General features: G+C 68.8%; 12 protein-coding genes. 10 read left to right on the forward strand and 2 right to left on the reverse strand.

Annotation, left to right across the window (positions count from 1 at the left end):
* Positions 1-39: 39 nt before the first annotated feature.
* A complete protein-coding gene (locus ORK51_RS05200) occupies positions 40-2307 on the reverse strand; it encodes an arylsulfatase (protein WP_266084413.1) in 2268 nt (755 codons plus the stop codon).
* Between the two features lie 278 nt (positions 2308-2585).
* Between ORK51_RS05200 and ORK51_RS05205 the strand changes: the two genes are divergently transcribed.
* A complete protein-coding gene (locus ORK51_RS05205; protein WP_266084414.1) occupies positions 2586-4373 on the forward strand; it encodes an FAD-binding oxidoreductase in 1788 nt (595 codons plus the stop codon).
* Here ORK51_RS05205 and ORK51_RS05210 read toward each other — a convergent pair.
* Positions 4370-4639: an aminotransferase class I/II-fold pyridoxal phosphate-dependent enzyme gene (locus tag ORK51_RS05210; RefSeq protein ID WP_266084415.1), complete on the reverse strand. Its 270-nt coding sequence runs from the start codon at positions 4637-4639 to the stop codon at positions 4370-4372. The two genes, ORK51_RS05205 and ORK51_RS05210, sit on opposite strands and share 4 nt — an antisense overlap.
* Positions 4640-4669: 30 nt before the next feature.
* On the opposite strand from ORK51_RS05210, the gene ORK51_RS05215 reads away from it, so the two are divergent.
* The 9 genes from ORK51_RS05215 to ORK51_RS05255 are packed head-to-tail and all read left to right on the forward strand — an operon-like array spanning position 4670 to position 14415.
* Positions 4670-4918 carry a hypothetical protein gene (locus ORK51_RS05215; protein WP_266084416.1) on the forward strand — a complete coding sequence of 83 codons (249 nt, stop codon included), beginning with the start codon at positions 4670-4672 and terminating at the stop codon, positions 4916-4918.
* Positions 4919-4937: 19 nt separating this feature from the next.
* Positions 4938-6305, forward strand: a complete 1368-nt coding sequence (locus tag ORK51_RS05220) for a type II and III secretion system protein family protein (RefSeq protein WP_266084417.1) — start codon at positions 4938-4940, stop codon at positions 6303-6305.
* Between the two features lie 25 nt (positions 6306-6330).
* A complete protein-coding gene (locus ORK51_RS05225) occupies positions 6331-7608 on the forward strand; it encodes a CpaE/TadZ family protein (RefSeq protein ID WP_266084418.1) in 1278 nt (425 codons plus the stop codon).
* The gene (locus ORK51_RS05230) at positions 7593-8945 is read left to right on the forward strand and encodes a TadA family conjugal transfer-associated ATPase (RefSeq protein ID WP_070425289.1); all 1353 of its coding nucleotides are present in this window, start codon (positions 7593-7595) and stop codon (positions 8943-8945) included. The genes ORK51_RS05225 and ORK51_RS05230 overlap by 16 nt, the downstream gene beginning before the upstream one ends.
* Before the next feature lie 2 nt (positions 8946-8947).
* Positions 8948-9889: a type II secretion system F family protein gene (locus ORK51_RS05235; protein ID WP_266084419.1), complete on the forward strand. Its 942-nt coding sequence runs from the start codon at positions 8948-8950 to the stop codon at positions 9887-9889.
* Positions 9890-9919: 30 nt separating this feature from the next.
* On the forward strand, positions 9920-10870 hold the full coding sequence (locus ORK51_RS05240) for a type II secretion system F family protein (protein ID WP_261996793.1): 951 nt from the start codon (positions 9920-9922) through the stop codon (positions 10868-10870).
* Positions 10871-10875: 5 nt separating this feature from the next.
* Positions 10876-11784 carry a tetratricopeptide repeat protein gene (locus ORK51_RS05245; RefSeq protein ID WP_261996794.1) on the forward strand — a complete coding sequence of 303 codons (909 nt, stop codon included), beginning with the start codon at positions 10876-10878 and terminating at the stop codon, positions 11782-11784.
* The gene (locus ORK51_RS05250; RefSeq protein ID WP_019185095.1) at positions 11781-12239 is read left to right on the forward strand and encodes a DUF3613 domain-containing protein; all 459 of its coding nucleotides are present in this window, start codon (positions 11781-11783) and stop codon (positions 12237-12239) included. The genes ORK51_RS05245 and ORK51_RS05250 overlap by 4 nt, the downstream gene beginning before the upstream one ends.
* Before the next feature lie 4 nt (positions 12240-12243).
* The gene (locus tag ORK51_RS05255) at positions 12244-14415 is read left to right on the forward strand and encodes a TadG family pilus assembly protein (RefSeq protein WP_266084420.1); all 2172 of its coding nucleotides are present in this window, start codon (positions 12244-12246) and stop codon (positions 14413-14415) included.
* The last annotated feature ends 16 nt before the right edge of the window (positions 14416-14431 follow it).

The following is a 14431-nucleotide window of genomic DNA, read 5'->3' on the forward strand; positions in this document are numbered from 1 at the left end:
GAGACCAGGCGAGCGCTCGTGGCGCATCCGCTCAAGAGGTTAACCGATCTCGAACACCACCTCTTTCACCGTACCGGTAAACGGGAATGGTCCCTTGTACTGCGTCGACACGGCTTCGCCGAGGTCACGACCGATGTCCATGGTCTCGGTGGCGCTGTAGCGGGCCGGCGGCACATGGGCGAATGGCAGGCGCGCCACCTCGTTGCCGCTGATCGCCAGGCGGCCGGTTCCGCCGCCGCCGTAGGCCTGGCTTTCATGGGTGTAATGGAAGGACACGGTCACTTCTCCAGCAGGAAGCCGGGTTCCGGCACGGATCAGGTCGCGCTCGCGGCCGAAGAAGTTGTTCTCGTACATCAGTTCGCCGTCCTTGACGAAGAACGCGTAGCCCGCGCTGCCGCCAGCCGCGACAATCACGCCCTCCGCGCCGCCCTGCGGAATGACCAGGGTGGCGGTGATGCTGTGGCTGCGCGCCTTCACGTCGGGGGCGGTGCCCTCGCTGATGCGCGTGGTGCCGCCGTAATATTTGACCCGCGCCCGGCCACGGGTCACGCTGGGGCGGTCGGGCACGTGCGCGCGCTCGGAGAAGCGATCATCCAGCGGGAACACGAAATTGGCGTCGGCCTCCTGGCGGAAGATCTCCAGCAGCTGCGCCAGCTTCTCCGGATGCGTGGCCGCAAGGTCATTGGCCTGGCTGAAGTCCTGGCTCAGGTCGTACAACTCCCAATGGTCGCGTTCGAAATGACCGTCGCGTCCCAGCAGCACCCACGGCACGCCATGGTGCGCCGAGGCGATCCAGCCGTCATGGTAGATCGCCCGGTTGCCTGCATTTTCGAAGTACTGGGTGAGATGGGTAGACGGCGCATCGGCATCGGCGAAGGTATGCAGGAAGCTGGCACCGTCGAGCTTCTGCTGCCGGACCCCATTGACCGCTTCGGGGAAGGCGATCCCGGCCGCTTCGTAGATGGTCGGCGCGATGTCGACCACGTGCTGGAACTGCGCGCGCAGTTCGCCACCGTTCTTGATCCTGGCCGGCCAGGTGATCGACACCCCGGTGCGGTTGCCACCGAAGTGACTGGCCACCTGTTTGGTCCACTGGAACGGGCAGTCCACCGCCCAGGCCCAGCCCACGGCGAAGTGGTTCTCGTGATGGGACTGTCCGATCTCATCGATGGCCGCCAGCATGGTCGGAACGTCATCGGGGAGCCCGTTCTGGGTCGCCATGTTGTTCAACGTCCCGAGCAGGCCGCCCTCCGGGCTGCACCCGTTATCGCCCAGCACCGCGATGATCAGCGTGTTGTCGGCGTTGGGCAGCGCGTTGACCGCCTCGAGCAGGCGGCCGATGTGTTCATCCAGATGGGTCAGGAAGCCGGCGAAGCACTCCATCTGCCGGGCGAACAGCCGCTTTTCGTCCGCACTGTAGGTGTCCCAGCCGGGTAACTCTGCCGGCCGCGGGGTGAGCTGCGCATCGGCGGGAATCGCACCGACGGCTTTCTGGTTCTCGAACAGCTTGGCCCGGTAAGCGTCCCAGCCGAGATCGAACTGCCCCTTGAAGCGTTCGATGTACGGCTCGGGCACATGGTGGGGCGCATGCATCGCCCCGGGCGCCCAGTACAGGAACCACGGGCGGTCCGGGGTGATGGACTGGCGGGTGTGCAGCCACTGGATGGCCTGGGTCGCCAGGTCGTCAGTGAGGTGGTAGCCCTGCTCGGGGGTGGTTTCCGGCTCGACCGGCGTGGTGTTCCTGAACAATTGCGGGGTGAACTGGTTGGTCTCCCCGCCCATGAACCCGTAGAAGGTCTGGAAGCCCTTGCCGGTGGGCCAGCGATCGAAGGGCCCGACCGGGCTGGTTTCCCAATCAGGCGTGTTGTGCCACTTGCCGAACGCGGCCGTGCTGTAGCCGTTGTAGGCCAGCACCTGCGGAATGGCCGCATTGTCGTCGGCCCACATGCTGTTGTAGCCGGGGAAGCCTGTGGACGCCTCGGTGATCGAACCGTTGCCGGTGCGGTGGTGGTTGCGGCCGGACAACAGCGCCGCCCGGGTCGGCGAGCACAGCGCGCAATTATGGAAGTGGCTGTAGCGCAGGCCGTTGTGCGCCAGCGCATCGATGTTGGGGGTGGGGATCAGCCCGCCGAACATCGAGGTGCCCCCGTAGCCGAGATCATCGATCAGGATGACCAGCACATCCGGTGCGCCGGCCGGCGGCGCCACCGGCTGCGGAAAGTCGGCCGTGGCCTCCTTGTAGTTCTCGGTGATCGTCCCGGAGAACGCCGGCACCGGCAGGGGCAGATTGCTGACCTTTGTGTTCATGGGGCGTCCTGTGAATGAGGGGCAGTTGGAAGTCCGTCATTGAAGTCTGCGTTGCAGCCAGCCGCTCGGCGACCGCAGAACTACTGGCGGGCCCGGGTAAAAACTACTGGCCGCTGCCCCACGCCAGGCAGCTCGTCGGGCCGGACTACCGGCCGCCCCACACCGGCCGCCATTCGTCCCTTCACCCCCGGAATCCAGCCCCAGGCCAATGCGGGCGGGCCTTCCCGGGATCACACTCATCGGCATCACACACAGCGCCCTCCGCAGGAACGACTTCCATGAAACGACGCGATTGCCTCAAGGCCGGGCTGACCCTGCCCCTGCTGCCCACGCTGCTCAAGGCCGGCCCCGCCCTCGCGGCGACCGGTGCGAGGGTGCGGCCGGGGAGCGCGGCCTGGCCGGCGGCGACCGAATGGGACCGGCTGTCGCGTGAGGTGGGCGGACGGCTGGCGGTCCCGCAGTCGCCGTTCCTGGCTGACCCTGCCACCCGCGCGGCCGCCCTGGAGCAGTTGCAGAACCCCTTCTTCCTCGGTGACCAGCCCGCCCTGACCCAGACCAGTGGCTACTTCGGGGCGTGGCGCTCCGTACCGAGTGCCAAGGTGGTCGCGGCCGCCAACAGCGCCGACGTTGCCGCCGCGGTGAACTTCGCCCGTACCCACCGGCTGCGGCTGGTGGTCAAAGGCGGTGGGCACAGCTACCACGGCACGTCCTGCGCACCGGATTCGCTGCTGGTCTGGACCCGCGCGATGAACCAGGTCGAGCTGCATGACGCCTTTGTGGCCCACAACGCCCGCCCGGGCACGGCCCCACAGCCAGCGGTGAGCGTTGGCGCCGGGGCCATGTGGATCGATGCCTACGATGCGGTCACCACCCGCGGTGGCCGCTATGTCCAGGGCGGCGGCTGCACCTCGGTGGGAGTGACCGGCCTGGTCACGGGCGGCGGCTTCGGCAGCTTCTCCAAGGCGCATGGCACGGCGGCGGCCAGCCTGCTCGAGGCCGAGATCGTCACCGCCGACGGCCAGATCCGCATCGTCAACGCCGACAACGACCCGGAACTGTTCTGGGCCCTCAAGGGCGGCTGTGCGGCGAGCTTCGGGATCGTGACCCGGATGACGCTGCGCACCCATGCCCTGCCCGATACCTTCGGCGGCATCTCCTGCCAGATCCAGGCCAGCGACGACGCCAGCTGGCAGGCCCTGGCGGCGGAGATGCTGCGCTTCTACCGCGACACGCTGTGCAACGCGCACTGGGGCGAGCAGATCACCTTCACCGACACGCGCCGGCTCTCGGTCTCGATGGTGTTCCAGGGGCTGTCGCGCGACGCGGCCGAAGCCACCTGGTCGCCGTTCCTGGCATGGGTGCGTGCACGGCCGGCCTACACGATCACCGACCCCCTGCAGGCCCTGGCGATGCCGGCCCGCGATTTCTGGGATGCCGATTTCTTCCGCCAGCATGCCCCCGGGTTCATCGCCGAGGACACCCGCGCGGGTGCCTCGCCGCGGCACATGCTGTGGAAGGGCGATCAGGGCCAGGCCGGCTGGTTCCTGCACGGCTACGCCTCGGCCTGGCTGCCGTCCGGCTTGCTGGATGATGCGCGGCGGGAGCAGGCGGCGGCCGCGATCTGCGCTGCGGCCGAGCACATGGATGTCGGCCTGCACTGCAACAAGGGCCTGTTCGGCGCCCCGGCCGCTGCGCTGGCGGCCAGCCGTGACACCGCCACCCACCCTGCGGTGCTGGATGCCTTCGCGCTGGCCATCATCGGCAATGCCGGCGGACCGGTCTTCCCGGGCCTGGGCCTGAAGGTGGACGAGCCCCGTGCACGCCGGGGGGCCTTGAACGTAGCGCGCGCCTACCAGGCGCTGAGCGCGGTGGCCCCGTCCGCACCGGCCTACGTCTCCGAGAGCGACTACTTCCAGAAAGACTGGCAGCAGGCATTCTGGGGACCGAACTACCCTCGCCTTCAGGCCGCCAAGCGCCGCTACGATCCGCAGGGGCTGTTCGTCATCCACCACGGCGTGGGCAGCGAGGACTGGAGCGCGGACGGCTTCGAGCGCATCCGCGGCTAACCCAGCACGTGACGCAACGCCTGCTGCGCGCGCCGGTTCTCCGCCGGCGTCCCGATGGTGATCCGCACCCAGGTGTCATACGGGGCGAACACCCGCGCGATGCGCACGCCCTGCTGCAGCAACCCGGCTGCGACGGCTGCATGCGGGCGCCCGGTGTCGACGAACACGAAATTGCCGGCGGCCTCGGTAGAACGCAGGCCCAGCCCGGTCAGCACCTGCTGCCAGCGCTGCCGCTCCAGCGCAACGCTGCGCCGGACCTGGGCCACCCGGCCGACATCGCGCTGCCGGACCAGGGCTTGTTCCCGACGCCCGGCCGCGTGCTCAGCCCGCGCCGCGAGCTGTCCGCCGAGGAGCGCATCGCCCTGCAGCGCCCGGAAAACGATGCCTACGCCGGCATCGACACCGACGCCCTGGCCGGACGCGGGCGCAGTTCCACCGCGGCACTGCCCGTTCCCGGCAGCGCACCGCGGCGTGCGGCACCGCGCCCGGACCGCGGGATTGAAATCATCCGTGGCGACATTTCCTCCCACAGCGGGTCGCGTTAAGCCCATGCCGAGACAGCCCATGACCGAACGCCCCACCCTCACGCGCCGCCTTTGCCACGCCCTGCCACGCTGCCTGCTGGCTGGCGTGCTGATCGGCAGCCCGTTGCTGGCCAGTGCCGACGCAGAGCTGGTACTGCAGACGCGTGAGCAGCGACCGTGGTCGTTGCCGGCCAACCTGGAACGGGTCGCCATCGCCGACCCCAGCGTGGCCGACGTGGTGATGCTGCGTGGCCGCGAGGCACTGCTGGTCGGCAAGGCACCCGGCAACACGACGCTGCTGCTGTGGCGCAACGGCAATCGCGAGCCGGAACGGCTGCAGGTGGAGGTGCGCAGTGCCGTGCAGGGTGCGTTGACCACCCAGGGCGGTGGCACCGGGCTGATCGTGCAGGACGGCCAGGGCCTGCTGCAGGGCCTGAGCCCTTCGTTGCTGGACCACCAGAACAGTGTCAAGGCCGCGGCGATGGCCGTGGGCAAAGAGGGCCAGCTGGCCGATATCTCCACCATCGCCACGGGTGGCGTGGTCCAGGTCGAGGTGAAGATCGTCGAGTTCAACAAGTCGGTGCTGCGCCAGATCGGCATGAGCTTCGGCAACAAGAACTTCAACCGCAACAACGGCTTCTATTACGGCATCACGCGCCCCGGCGCGACCCTGCCCGGCGTGCTGCCGGCGGGCGAATCGGCGGGGCCCGACGACGTCATCATCACCAACCCGCTGTCGTCGGCCTTCGGGCTGGTGTTCAAATCCCTCACCCATGGCTGGGACGCCAACATCGACCTGCTGCAGAGCAACGGCATGGCCCGCGTCCTGGCCGAACCCACTCTCGTTGCGTTGTCCGGACAGAGCGCCAGCTTCCTGGCCGGCGGTGAGCTGCCGATCCTGGAACCACAGGGGCTGGGCACCACGACGGTCACCTTCAAGCCGTTCGGCATTGGCCTGACCGTCACCCCCACCGTGCTCGGCCCGAACCGCATCGCACTCAAGGTGGCGCCGGAAGCGAGCGACCTGAACTACGCCGCCGGCATCACCTACAACGATGTGCAGGTGCCGTCGATCACAACCCGCCGCGCCGACACCACGGTCGAGCTGGGTGACGGGGAAACCTTCGTGATCGGCGGGCTGGTCAGCAACAACGTCAGCTCCAACGTGGACAAGGTGCCCCTGCTCGGCGATCTGCCGATCATCGGGTCGTTCTTCCGCACCCTCAATTACAAGAAGGAAGAAAAGGAGCTGGTCATCATCGTCACCCCGCGGCTGGTGCAGCCGTTGGCCCAGGGCACCGAGGTGCCGCTGCCGGGCCAGCGCGAGGCATCGCCGAACCTGCCGGTCTGGGGCGCCTGGCTGTTGAGCCCGGCATCGTCGGACCAACTGCCCGGATTCTCGCGCTGAGCCCAATGCCAGGAACCTTCCCGCCATGTCCGCCACCCTGCAGCTGGTCCAACCACGGGATGCTTCAATGAAGCTCGTGCTGTTTGCGCCGGACCGCGAACTGGCCACCCTGCTGTCGGCCTTGTTGCCGTCGCTGGGCACGGTGCAGTGGCTGGACAGCGCAGCGCCGGCCTCGGCGCTGGAACCGCTGCGCGACACCGGCTGCGTGGTGCTGCTGGACTACCGGCACGAGAACGCCGCCTTCTCCGCGGCCCTGACCCGGCAGCTGCAGGCCCAGGCCCCGGAGCTGCCGCTGGTGGCGATCGGCTCCACCCACGCCGATCACATGGACGGCGTGGTCGCCGCGTTGCGCGCCGGCCTGCGCGATCTGCTCGACCTGGACAGCGCACCACAGGACATGGAAGCGGTGCTCCGTCGCGCTGCCGCGCTCGCCGCGCAGGGCCGCAGCAGCGTTGCGGTGGCGCCGCCGGCGCGCGCACGCATGGTGCTGCTGCTGGGCGTCCGCCCCGGCGTGGGCAGCAGTACCCTGGCCGCGCATCTGGGCGTCCTCGCCGGCCAGACCGCGCTGTCCAACCCGTCAGCGGCCGGCGATGCGGCACCGGCCGATGCCGGTACGCTGCTGCTGGACCTGGGCCAACCCACCGGCGACCTGTCGCTCTACCTCAACGTCGACCCCACCTTCCATTTCGACGATGCGCTGCGCAATGCCGCACGCATCGATGCCACGCTGGCGCGCACCGCGATGGCCCACCATCCAGCCGGCGTCACCCTGCTCGGCCAGCCACCCGGCATGGAAGGCACCGCATTGCCCGACCCTGGCATGTTGATGCAGCGCCTGCGCAGCGTCTTCCACACCGTCCTGTGCGACCTGGGCGGCGTGCCGCTGCGCCAGTTGCCGGTGTCCCTGCTCAACAGTGCCGACGAACTCTGGCTGATCGCCGATCAGTCCATCGGCACCCTGGTCTCGCTGGACCAGATGCTTCGCCACCTGGCCCAGGTGGGCGCACGCGATGCCCGGCTGCAGCTGATCATCAACCGCCATGACGATGCCAGCGGCCTGAGCCCGGCGCAGATCGCGACACGCTTCGAACTGCCCCTGTTGGCAGTGCTGCCCGATCGGCCCACACTGCGTTCCAGTGCCAGCCATGGCCGCCTGCTGCTGCAGGACGCGCCGCGTGATCCGTATGTGCGTGCCCTTGCCCCGCTGTTGTCGCACCTGGATCCGACGGCCCCCGCGCCGGCCAGGGGCTGGCGGGAACACCTCGCCCTTCGCCTGAGTGGTTCCCCATGGAAGACAAAGTGACTCCGTTTCCGTCCACCACCGCCCGCGCCGAACCCGGTGCCGACGCCGAGCACGGCGTGCAGCCGTTCGAGCAGACCGAGCAGTACCAGAAGGTGCTGATCGCCGCGCACGAGCACCTGCTCAACAGCATCGAGGACGAGCGCATCGATATCGACGCGTGGGCACCGGACACCGTGTCGCGCTACGTGCACGCGCAGACCGCCGGCTTCGTGCACGAGTGGCGGATTCCGATCAACGAGGCCGAGAAGGACATCGTCGCCAATGCACTGGTGAAAGAGCTGACCGGCTTCGGCCCTCTTGACGATCTGCTGCATGACCCGGAGATCGAGGACATCCTGATCAACGGCTACAAGGACATCCACGTCTCCCAGGGCGGCATGCTCAAGCGGGCGCCGCAGCGCTTCAGCGATGACAGCCACCTGCTGCGCATCCTGCGCCGGATCCTGGCGCCGCTCGGCCGCCGCCTGGATGAATCCAACCCGATGGTGGATGCGCGGCTGCCCAACGGCGGGCGCCTCAACGCCATCATCTCGCCGTTGGCCGTGGATGGGCCGATGGTCTCGATCCGGAAGTTCCGCAAGGATCCGTTCACCCCGGACGAGCTGCTGCGCATGGGCACGTTCGATCGGCCGATGCAGGCGCTCCTGCATGCCATGGTGCTGGGCCGCTGCAACATCCTGGTCTCCGGCGGCACCAGCTCGGGCAAGACCTCGCTGCTCAATGCCCTGGCCAACTACATTCCCGCCAACGAGCGCGTGATCACCGTCGAAGACACCGCCGAGCTCTCGCTCAACCACCCGCATGTCGTGCGTCTGGAAAGCCGTATCGGCGGTGCGGACGGCAACGGCGCGATCAGCATCCGCGACCTGGTCCGCAACAGCCTGCGCATGCGCCCGGACCGCATCGTGGTTGGCGAAGTACGTGGCGCCGAAGTGCTGGAAATGCTGCAGGCGATGAACACCGGCCATGACGGCTCGATGGCCACCATCCACGCCAACTCGCCGCGCGATTGCCTGTACCGCATCGAGATGCTGGCGGGTTTTGCCGGATTCCAGGGCAGCGAAGACAGCCTGCGCCGGCAGATCGCCAGCGCCATCGACTTCATCGTGCAGATCTCGCGGCTGGGCAGCGGCCGTCGCGTGCTGGTCTCGATCACGGAGATCACCGGCGTCACCGACAACATGATCGCCACCCAGGAGATGTTCCGCCACGAGGTGCAGATCGATGGCGACGGCAAGGAGTACGACCGCTGGGTCGGGCTCGGCTTCCAGCCCCATTCGCACAAGCTCGAACCGTTCCGGCGGCAGCTGCGCGAAGCACTGGGCGGAGGCTTCTGAGGATGGCCTTCGTCCTGCTCCTGTGCAGTGCGGCGCTGATACTGGTGGCGCTGGCCGTAGAGCTGTGGGGCGGCGCGGCCGCGCGCGAGCAGCGCCGGCTGTCACTGCAGCACGCCGAACAGCGGCTGGCGCGACCGGACACCGCCCCGCGCCTGGCCGGCATCAGCGACGCCCCGCCCCCGCCGATGCCGGTCACCAGCACCCCGGCCGGCCGGCCCTGGGACGCGCTGATGCGGCGCGCCGCGCTTCCCACCGGCTGGCGGGTGCCACTGCTGATCGTCGCCGCTGCGGCACTGCTGGCCTGGATCGCCAGTGCGCGGCTTGGCACGGTGTGGGCCGCGCCGATCGTACTGGTGCTCAGTGCGCTGGCAGCCTGGTTCTGGGTATCACGGCGGATCACCCGGCTGCAGGCCAAGCTGCTGCGCCAACTGCCGGACTTCCTCGACAATCTGGTGCGCCTGGCCGGCCTCGGCAACAGCCTGCAGATGGCCTTCCAGACCTCGGCCGCGCAGATGCCGATGCCGCTGCGGGGCCTGCTCGACGCCACCGTGTCCTACACCCGCAGCGGCCTGGACCTGGACCGCGCCCTGGCACAGGCCGCCCAGCCCTATCGGCTGGAAGCCCTGAACGTGCTGTCGGTGGTGCTCGGCGTGAGTGTCCGCATCGGCGGCCGCGCCGACCAGATCCTGCAGCGCATGGCCGACTTCATGCGCGACCTGGACCAGGCGCAGCAGGAGCTGATGGCCACCACCTCCGAGACCCGCATGTCGGCCTGGGTGCTCGGCCTGCTGCCGCCGATCAGCGCGGTGCTGATGGCGATCACCAGCCCGGACTTCTTCCAGCCGATCATCCAGGAGCCGCTCGGCCACAAGCTGCTGCTGTGGGCGCTGGGGCTGGAACTGATCGGTGGCTTCCTGCTGTACCGGCTGGCCAAGTCGATATGAGCGCCCGCCCTTCATCCACCGGGAGTCCGCATGAGCAGTAACGGCTGGTGGATCGCTACGTTGTTGGTCCTCGCCGCCGGCGTGGGCCTGCTCGGGCTGCGCGGCTGGGTGCTGAGCGGGCGCGAGCAACGCCACCAGGACGCCCTGCAGGCCGCCCTGCGGCCGCGCGATGCCGCCGGCGCCCCTGCCCCGGCCCAGCAGCCGCCGGTCAGCCTGCGCCAGCGCTGGCTCGCTGCGGTCGCCGCGCTCGGCCAGCGTTTCAATGGCGGCCGCATCGAAGCCGCCCTGCTGGCACCGGAAGACCGGTTGCTGCTCGACCAGGCCGGCTGGAACACCAACGCCGGCACCGCGATCTTCCTTGCCCTTCGGCTGCTGATCGCCGTGGCCACGCTGGTCCTGGTGCTGGCCTTCAACCACAGCACCGGCTTCAGCCGCGCGATGGTGATCTTCGGCGCGCTGGCCTTCGGCATCCTGTTGCCGAAGTTCGCCCTGCGCGCGTGGGCGATGCGCCTGCGCAAGCAGGTCTCGGCGGAATTGCCGCTGCTGATCGACCTGCTGCGCCTGCTGCAGGGCGTCGGCTTCAGCATGGACCAGAGCCTGCAGACCCTGGGCGACAAACTGCGCAACGCGATCCCGGTCCTCGGCCGCGAGATCCACCAGGCCAACATCGCCTACATGCACGGGCGCAGCCGCGAGCAGTCGCTGCGCCGGCTGGGCGAGTCGTTCGACGACGAAGACCTGCGCAGCCTGGTGCAGCTGATCCTGCAGGTCCACGCACATGGCGGAGCGGTGCAGGAGCCGCTGCGCCAGTTCAGCATCCGCCTGCGCGAACAGCGCCGTTCCACCCTCAAGGAGAAGGTCGGCAAGCTCTCGGTAAAGATGACCGTGGTGATGATGTTGACGTTGTTGCCGGCGCTGATGCTGGTGTTGGCCGGCCCGGCCATCATCGCCCTCGCCTCCGCCCTGACCAAACTGGATTGAACGCCATGCACCACGCCGTGCTCTCCCGCCTTTGCCTGCTGCTCGCCGCAACTGCCCTCTGCGCGGCCTGTTCGAACGTGCGCAACGGTTACCGACAGGATCCGATGGCACTGGCCTCGCCCGAGGTGGCCCCGCAGGACGACAAACAGCTTTACCTCGAGCTGATCTCCAAGATGCAGCAGCAGGGCGCGTACTACGCCTCGCTGGCGCACGTGGAGGCGTATCGCCAACGCTATGGCGACAGTCCCCAACTGCGCCTGTTGAATGCCGATGCACTGCGCGAAACCGGCCAGCGCGAGGCGGCACTGGCCATGTACGGCAGCCTGACCAGCGGCCCGCAGGCGGCCGCGGCGTGGCACGGACTCGGCCTGATCGCCGCCCGCGATGGCGACGCGGCACGTGCCGAGCAGGCATTGGCGAAGGCCGTACAGTTGCAGCCGTTGAACACCGGCTACCTCGGCGATCTGGGCTTCGCCCGGTTGCGCGCCGGCGACTGGACCCGCGCGCAGGAACCGCTGGCCAAGGCCGCCGAACTATCGCCCGGCAGTGCCAAGGCCAACGCCAACCTGGCGGTCTGGGCGCTGCTGCGCGGCCAGAACGACATGGCCGACACCATCATGCGCAACGCGCGCCTGACCGACAGCGCGCAGGCCGAAGTCCGCCGGCTGGCGGACCAGCTGCGCCAGCAGGCGGCCCCGGCGCCGTCGGTGCAGCGTGCCCCGGCCAGCGTCGCCACGGCGGCCGCCGCGCCCGGCAGCGGCGCCACGCCTGCACCACGCGCCGCTGCCGGGCGCCCGGCGCAGCGCAGGGTCGCCATCGATACCGATCACCGCACGCGTGCCGATGCGCGCCTGGCGCCGTCGATGCTCGAGCGCTTCAGCACGCCCACTCCTGCCAGCGAGACCACGCCATGAACCAGTTGCGTCGCCTGCCCGTTACGTTCCTGCACGTTGGCCTGCCGTGGCTGCTGATGGTGGTGGCGCTGCCCGCGATGGCGCAGCAGGCACCGCTCACCGGGCAGATGCTCGGCGGACAGCAGGCCCCGCCGGTCGCCACTACGACGCTGCCGGCGCCAGAGACCCCGGCACCGGTGCCGACCTACGTCGATCGCGCGCCGGCTTACACCGACGCCGCGCCCGGGCGCTACATGCCTCCCGCACCCGCGCCGCGCAGCGAGATAGGCCAGACCACCCGTGATCTGCTGCGGATGCAGGCCCAGGGAACCCACGCGGGGGCGCGCCTGCCGATCCTGGGTGACCAGGCCGCGGCCAGCTATGCGCGCTACCTCAAGAGCTTCGAGCACGAGATTCCCGAGTTCCTCAAGACCAGTGTGAAAAAGGACGTAGGCGGTTCCAACGACGGAGGTTGATGCCATGCACCAGTCCAGCGTTCGTGCGCCCCGGCCGTTCCGGCGGCGGCTGCGCGGCGGGATGTCGGTCACCATGATGCTGGTCCTGCTCGGCCTGGTCGGGATGCTCGGCCTGGTGGAAGTGGGCTATCTGTACTGGGCCAAGCGCGATGCGCAGAAGGTGGTCGACCTGGCCGCCGTCGCCGGCGCGCAGCGCCTGGACCTGTGCCGCGCGGACCTCAAGGACAACGGCGCTGCCCGCAACAATGCTGAGCGGGACAACGGCTTTTCCGGCGCCCTGGTGATCCACTGCGGCAACTGGAATCCTGCACGCGGCGCGGAGGATCATTTCAGCATGACGCCCGACGCCGCCAACCCGCTCAATGCGGTCAAAGTGGTCGCCACCCGTTCGGTGGTGCCGTTCTTCGGCCAGAACACGCGCCTGCCCACGATCCGTGCGCAGGCGGTGGCCACGCGTGCGCCGCCGATCGCGGTGTTCTCGGTGGGCTCGCAGTTGCTGCGGGTCAATGGCAATACGCCGCTGGGCAACGTGCTCGACCTGGTGGGCGTCAACCTGGACCGCACCACCCTGCTTGGCTATGACGGCCTGGCCCAGGCGAAGGTCACCCCGGGCGGCCTGCTGCAGGCGCTGGGCATTCCGGTCCAGGCCAACATCGGTATCGCCGAGTTCAACGCCCTGCTGGCCGCCAACCGGGTCTCGCTTGGCCAGCTGCTCGATGCCACGGCCACGGTGCTCACCAACAGCGGCGTCACCCATGTGGATCTGACGGCACTGCGCAATGCGCTCGCGGCAAAGGTCGATCTGAACCAGCTCAACGTGCAGCTCGGCAGCACCGACAGCACCGGCGGGTTGTTCGCACGCATCGTCGCGCCCGAAGGCCCCGCTTCGCCAGCGCTGCAGGCCGACATCAGCGCGTTGGACCTGATCACCACCAGCATCAGCATCGCCAGCGGTGGCAACGGCGTGGCGGTCAACAACCTCAACATCCTGGGCCTGGTGCAGACCCGCGCGGCGATCATCGAACCGCCCTCGATCGCGATCGGCGGCGTCGGCACCCGTGCCTACAACGCGCAGGTGCGGCTGAAGATCAACATCGATACCGGCGGGCTGGCGCTGCTCGGGCCCGTGCTCAGCGGGCTGGGGATCCGCCTCAACCTGCCGATCTATGCCGATGTGACCAACGCGATGGGCACACTGGACGCGCTCAACTGCGGCGCGACCCCGCCAACCGCCACGGTGCGGGTGCAATCCTCGCTGCTGCGCGCCTGCGTCGGCCGCGTGGCCGCCGCCAACGAATTTTCGCAGCGCAATGTGTGCGATGCCGGGCTGCAGAACGAGCAGTTGCTGACCCTGCTGGGCGCACCGCTGGTCACCGACAAGATTTCCCTCAATGCGCTGACCCGCGATGAGAGCGTCACCCTTGCGGCCGGAGAGACCGCCTCCACTTACTTCAACCAGGCCCAGGTCGGCACAGCCATCTCCGGCCTGGTGAGCGAACTGCTGCGCGTGCTGAGCAACGTGGTCACCCCGGGCAAGCAGGGCAGCACCGATGCCGCCACCGCCAATCGTTTGGCGGATCAGTATCTGAAGGCCGCCAATCCGGGCAACGTTTTCTACGACGCCGAGAAGACCATTGCCCTGCTGCGACACGGTGACCCGGCACGCGGCATCGGCGCCCTCGGCGACTGGGACGTCGTGGGCGGCGTACCGCACGCGTGTGGCGCGCTGAATCTGGGCACCTGTTTTGAAACCGGCTCGGTCTGGGACGGCTACAACGCCACCGTTACCGGAAAGGGAATGGGCGGGCTCAGTGGCCTGCTCGGCTCCCTGCTCGGTGGGCTGGTGATCAACCGCTGCAACAGCCTGCTCAGTACCCTGCTCAACTACAACAACTGCGTCAAATCCAATCTGGCCTCTTACCTGCAGACCCGGCCGGGCGGCCTGGAGGACCTCGCCGGCGGAACCGGAGTCACCGACCCGGGCACTGACCAGGTCCGCTGCAGCGGCCTGCTGTGCCTGGCGCTGACCCCGGTGCTGGAAACCCTCAAGCCGCTGCTCAACGGCGTCGGCACCCTGCTCTCGCAGACGCTGGCCCAGGTGCTCGGGCTGGAGCTGGGGCGGACCGACGTGCACATGCAGTCCATCCAGTGCACCCCGGCACAGTTGGTTTATTGACGCTGCGGCAAAGTGC

Source organism: Stenotrophomonas sp. RIT-551 (assembly GCF_026241915.1).
Lineage (GTDB): Bacteria > Pseudomonadota > Gammaproteobacteria > Xanthomonadales > Xanthomonadaceae > Stenotrophomonas > Stenotrophomonas bentonitica_A.